The 5,639-nt window shown below is 38.1% G+C and carries 5 protein-coding genes and 1 rRNA gene; 4 read left to right on the forward strand and 2 right to left on the reverse strand.

Annotated features, from left to right (window positions below):
* Together rrf and AC1RFD_RS22220 are read right to left on the reverse strand one after the other, a co-directional pair.
* Positions 1 to 60, reverse strand: a 5S ribosomal RNA gene (rrf, locus tag AC1RFD_RS22215); the annotation flags it as partial.
* Positions 61 to 338: 278 nt separating this feature from the next.
* The gene (locus tag AC1RFD_RS22220; protein ID WP_066038274.1) at positions 339 to 1,409 is read right to left on the reverse strand and encodes a cysteine desulfurase family protein; all 1,071 of its coding nucleotides are present in this window, start codon (positions 1,407 to 1,409) and stop codon (positions 339 to 341) included.
* Between the two features lie 100 nt (positions 1,410 to 1,509).
* Between AC1RFD_RS22220 and nadB the strand changes: the two genes are divergently transcribed.
* From nadB to AC1RFD_RS22240, 4 genes are all read left to right on the forward strand, one after another.
* Positions 1,510 to 3,072: an L-aspartate oxidase gene (gene nadB / locus AC1RFD_RS22225; protein WP_054548465.1), complete on the forward strand. Its 1,563-nt coding sequence runs from the start codon at positions 1,510 to 1,512 to the stop codon at positions 3,070 to 3,072.
* Positions 3,053 to 3,913, forward strand: coding sequence for a carboxylating nicotinate-nucleotide diphosphorylase (gene nadC, locus AC1RFD_RS22230; protein ID WP_066038273.1), 861 nt, complete (start codon positions 3,053 to 3,055; stop codon positions 3,911 to 3,913). Before nadB ends, nadC begins: the two co-directional genes overlap by 20 nt.
* On the forward strand, positions 3,900 to 5,003 hold the full coding sequence (gene nadA / locus AC1RFD_RS22235; protein WP_054548463.1) for a quinolinate synthase NadA: 1,104 nt from the start codon (positions 3,900 to 3,902) through the stop codon (positions 5,001 to 5,003). Before nadC ends, nadA begins: the two co-directional genes overlap by 14 nt.
* 165 nt (positions 5,004 to 5,168) lie before the next feature.
* The gene (locus AC1RFD_RS22240; protein WP_279495843.1) at positions 5,169 to 5,585 is read left to right on the forward strand and encodes a VOC family protein; all 417 of its coding nucleotides are present in this window, start codon (positions 5,169 to 5,171) and stop codon (positions 5,583 to 5,585) included.
* The last annotated feature ends 54 nt before the right edge of the window (positions 5,586 to 5,639 follow it).

The raw sequence follows: 5,639 nt of genomic DNA on the forward strand, positions 1-5,639 counted from the left end.
AAGCTTAACTTCCGTGTTCGGTATGGGAACGGGTGTGACCTCTTTGCCATCATCACTAGACTTTGTTATGTATCTTGTTTTGAAGTTGTTTACCTGTCCTTCAAGACAAGAATTATTGTATAACGTTTTCTAACATTGTGCAATACTTTTTTATAAAAAAAAGAAATTATTACTTTTTAAAGATATTTTTGTTAAGTAAGAGAAAATATTGCCCTGCAAAATATTATAGCAATTGTTGGTTCAAAAGAAAACAATTATTTTATTTGGCCGATATTATTAGCTTATAATCTATTTCACTACAAGTGAAGAATATAGATAATCCTTCACTCGTCTTTTCGTTAAATATTTGAAAGCTCTATTTTTAATTTTACAATATCCTCAAGTGTAGTGGAAGGTCCAAAAGATATTCTAAAAAATTGGCGTGCCGCTTCCAAAGAGAACCCCATTGATAGAATAGCCTTTGTTCCCGATTCACTATGAATATCACATGCACTACCTGTAGAGATACAGATTCCCGCCTCATTTAACTTTAAAAGAACATATTGCCCCTCTACTTTTTCCATCATTACCCCACAAATATTAGGTAGTTGCTGTTTACACTCAACGAGCTGACATTTTTCAGGTAAATTATTTTCAAAATAATTTCTTAGCGTTTCATAATGTTGCAATTCATATTGATAGTTTTCAATTGCCGCGGCAAAGGCCACGATTGCAGGAGTATCTAATGTCCCCCCTCTAAGACCCCTCTCATGTGTCAAACCTGGTGTTAATGCAGGTACTCTGATTGCAGGGTTCAGATATATAGCACCACAGCCCTTTGGTCCGCCTATTTTATGAGCCGAGATGGTAATCGCATCTGCCCCTTGTGGTATAGCTAGTTTGCCAAATGATTGTACACAATCAACATGACAGAATATATTTGATTTTCTTGCCATCTTTACGATTTTCTCTACAGGCTGGATTGAACCAATTTCAGAATTGACATGTTGAATGGTAATCAAAGCAGTCTCTTCCCGGATTGCTTGTTGCAATTGCCCCAGATCAACACAACCATCCTTCTGCAAAGGTAATTTTGTTACAGTAAAGCCCTTTTTCTCAAGTGTATTCAAAGCCGCATGCACTGACGTATGCTCAGCTTGAGATGAAATAATGTGTTTTCCTTTTTTTGAGGCTAGCGCTAACGACAAGATGGCTATGAGATTTCCTTCTGTTCCACTACCCGTAAAAATTACGCCATCACTAGTTACACCTAGGGCTTGGGCTACAACCTCCCTTGATTGCTGGACAAAATAAAAAGCTTGTCCCCCTAAATCATGCAAACTCGCACTATTTCCATAATACCGTTGTGCCACCTCTACATATGCCTCAAGAGATTCCCTCATCATAGGTGATGTTGCAGCATAATCCATATAAATCATCGTCTTCTTCCTCTCTTGTTCATCAGGTCTTGTTTTCTTTTATATTTTATGTAAAGATAAGTGTCAAGACAACTGTAAAGAAGGTATAACAATGGATGTAAAGACAGACGTCCTTATAATTGGTAGTGGTATTGCTGCACTTCAGGCTGCTTTAGTGCTTGAAAAACATTTTCAAATACAAATTGTTACAAAATCATCTATATATATGAGTAGTTCTTATCGTGCACAAGGTGGGATTGCTGCTGTTACCAGTGAGGAGGATCATATTCAACATCATATTGCTGATACATTGAAAGCTGGAGAGTATCATCATGAGAAAAGGCATGTTAAAACACTTATAAAAGATGGCACTGAGATTATGCAAAACTATCTAAAGGATGGCCTCCCTGTTGATCGGCAGGTCGATGGAAAACCTGCTCTAGGACTTGAAGGAGCACATAGTCATCATCGTATTCTACATGCAGGTGGTGATCGTACTGGTCAGATTTTCATAGATTACTTGCTTCATAAACTTTCGCCCAAAACAAAGATCAATTGCTATGAAATGGCTTATGAGCTTTTACGGAATACAGATGGTGACTGTGTAGGAGTGCTAACTAAAGGAGAAAAAGGTACAAAACGTTATTTGGCTCATCATGTTATTTTAGCGACAGGTGGCGCAGGTGCCCTTTATTCAAGTACATCTAATTTTCCAACTAATACAGGGGATGGGATCGCATTAGCATTTCGAGCAGGCGCTGCCATTAGTGATATGGAATTTATGCAATTTCACCCGAGTCTTCTGTGGTGTAAAAATGAAGCAAAGGGATTAGTTTCTGAAGCTGTCAGAGGGGCTGGTGGTATTTTTGTTAATGCCCAGCATCAGCCCATTATGACAGGTTTACATGCTCAACTTGACCTAGCACCAAGACATATTACTGCACTTGCCCTATTTACAAAACGTGCAGCGGGTGAAGAAACGTTTATTGATATCACTAACATTCAAGACTTTGAAGCAAAGTTTCCAACAATTGCTCAGCTGTGCCATGTTCATCACGTTCATTTACAAGATGGTCTAATCCCCGTGGCTCCAGGAAGTCATTTCTTGATGGGTGGTGTTATTGCTGATGACAAAGGAAGAACTACTATACCGAACTTATATGCAGTCGGTGAGGTTGCCTGTACAGGCGTACATGGTGCGAATCGTTTAGCAAGTAACTCCCTATTGGAAGGTATTACATTTGGTCAAAAAATGGCGCAGTTCATTATTCAAAAAGGGTGTCATCAAAAAAACTTTTTACTGGAAAAGCATCAATGTCCTGATAAAATGCCACCTTTATTTAGCAAACCCCAATTACAGCAACACATGATGCAGTTCCTAGGTATTGTTAGAAATATTGATGACTTGCAGCATTTTGTAAAGCAACTACCCTCCTTGCAATCACTTATTCAAGTTAATTTAAAGGGTCTAGAACTAGCTGAGTTGGAATTATTTATGATGCATGTAGTCGCCACATTAATGGCACATGCAGCAATTACTCGAACGGAAACAAGAGGAGCTCATATTCGGAAGGATAAATCCGAAATGAAATCACAATGGGCAAGTCGATGGATTATTTTTTCGCAAGGACAAATGAAAGTGAGGAACTCATTGTATGAATATCATCAAACTTGAGGAAATGCTCAAGCAATTTTTTAATGAGGATTTAGGAGATGGAGATTTATCGAGTGAATTTATCTTTTCAGCCGAACAACAGGGAGCTTTTTCTTTTTACGCGAAAGAAAGCGGAATTTTTTGTGGGGCTAACATTATTGAGCATGGCTTTCTCTTACTCGATCGATCAATCGAAGTCAATCTTCATACAAAAGATGGAGAGATGGTGAAGTCAGGTGATGTACTCGCTGTGATTAAAGGTCCCTTACAAAAATTATTAATCGGTGAGCGTGTCATTTTAAATCTTATTCAACGTATGTCTGCTATTGCAACGGCTGCCCATCTTGCCGTTCAAGAAACAGTAGGTACTCACGCAAAAATATGTGATACGCGTAAAACACTACCTGGACTGCGTATGTTAGATAAATATGCTGTTCGAATTGGTGGTGCTTTTAATCATCGTAATGGCCTGTACGACGCAATTATGCTAAAGGACAATCATATTGCCTTTGCTGGTAGCATTACAAAGGCAGTTCAGACCGCTAGAGCGAAAGTCGGTCATACCGTAAAAATTGAAGTTGAAATTGAATCAAAAGAACAATTAGAAGAAGCTATCAACGCAGGAGCAGATATTATTATGTTTGATAACCGTAGCCCAGAAGAAATCCGTGCATGGCTTCCCATTGTTCCTCCCACTATTGCGACTGAAGCATCTGGGGGCATCACACTTGAAAATTTAAAGGCTTATGCCCAAACGGGTATTCAATGGATTTCACTTGGCTCCTTAACACATTCAGTTAAAGCTTTTGATATTAGTGCACTCGTTCAAATGAAAGGAGATCATTCCCTTGTCCATCACTAGTTTATTACAACAGACGACATTACTCCCAGAGCATTATCGGGCACTATCTGTAAAGGAAATGGAATCTCGTATTTTATCAATAAAGAAAAAATTAGGTTCTAAATTATTTATTCCTGGCCACCATTATCAAAAAGATGAAGTCATTCAATTTGCAGATTCAACTGGGGATTCTTTACAGTTAGCTCAATTATCCGCAGCAAATAAGGAAGCTGAACACATCGTATTTTGCGGTGTACATTTTATGGCAGAAACTGCTGATATGCTGACAACGAAACAGCAACATGTCTATTTACCAGATATGCGCGCTGGTTGTTCAATGGCTGATATGGCTGATATTTATCAAACTGAACAAGCATGGCCAATTCTTCAAGAACTCTTTGGTGATACGATTATTCCTCTAACCTATGTTAACTCAACTGCGGCTATTAAAGCCTTTACTGGAAGACATGGTGGTGCTTGTGTCACTTCATCGAATGCAAAGGAACTTGTTCAATGGGCTTTTACCCAAAAACAGCGTATCTTCTTTTTACCTGACCAACATTTAGGAAGAAATACTGCCTATGATTTAGGTATACCTCTTGAAAATATGGCTGTTTGGAATCCACATAAGAACTTGCTCGAAACAAAAGAGCCACTTGAAAATATCCAGGTTATTCTTTGGAAGGGTCACTGCTCTGTGCACGAAGGTTTTACTGTTCAACATACAGAGGTTATTCGCAAAGAACACCCGACTATGAGGATAATTGTTCACCCTGAGTGCAGCCGTGAAGTGGTTGCAGCGGCTGATGATGCAGGCTCCACAAAATACATTATTGATACAATCAATCGAGCTCCAAGCGGATCTGCATGGGCAATTGGAACAGAAATGAACCTTGTCAATCGCATTATTAAGCAGCATCCTGATAAACATATTGTCTCCTTAAACGAAAACTTTTGTCCTTGTTTAACAATGAATCGAATTGACCTTCCACATTTGTTATGGAGCTTAGAAAGTATTGAGCAAGGTCAACCTCATAACCGTATACAAGTAGATGAACATACTACCGCTGAAGCACTTAGTTCACTTGAAAGAATGCTAGCCAGAGGATAAATAGTTAAAACTTTTTAAACAGAAAGGTTGAAGATATAACCTTTCTGTTTTTGTTGACATAACGCCTACTTCTAATAGTGCTAATGGCTTCCATTTGCGCCCCGCTTTGCTATAATTGACACGACTTTATGCTCCATGATACTGTCAATTTGGAGGTGATACTAAATGGCTTTTCAATCGAAAAATATCTTTATCAATTTACCAGTACAAGATCTAAACAAATCTATCAGTTTTTTTAAGGAATTAGGTTTTGAGTTCAATCAACAATTCAGTGATGAAACAACAGCCTCAATGATTATTAGTGAAAATATCTTCGTATTAATAATGGTTGAAGAACGATTTAAAGGATTTAGTAAGAAAGAAGTTACAGATACTACTACTTCTGCAGAAGCAATCTTATGTCTTTCTGCTGAAAATCGTGAACAAGTAGATCAATTAGTGAATAAGGCTCTTGCCTCTGGTGGTAAACCTTATAGTGAACCACAAGATCACGGATTTATGTATGGTTGGGGTTTTCAAGATGTAGATGGGCATATCTGGGAAGTAGTTTATATGGATGAAAATGCATTGAATCAAGAGTAAATTTTGTATCTATGAATATCAAAAAACAGTAGATGCAATTGCATCTACTGTTTC

Source organism: Lysinibacillus sp. GW823-FHT02G10 (assembly GCF_058797135.1).

What these genes read in the sequence shown, in the direction of transcription:
- AC1RFD_RS22220 (WP_066038274.1), bottom strand. Translation starts at nt 1,409, where the DNA reads ATGGATTATGCTGCAACATCACCTATGATGAGGGAATCTCTTGAGGCA.
- AC1RFD_RS22240 (WP_279495843.1), top strand. Translation starts at nt 5,169, where the DNA reads ATGGCTTTTCAATCGAAAAATATCTTTATCAATTTACCAGTACAAGAT.
- nadB (WP_054548465.1), top strand. Translation starts at nt 1,510, where the DNA reads ATGGATGTAAAGACAGACGTCCTTATAATTGGTAGTGGTATTGCTGCA.
- nadC (WP_066038273.1), top strand. Translation starts at nt 3,053, where the DNA reads ATGAATATCATCAAACTTGAGGAAATGCTCAAGCAATTTTTTAATGAG.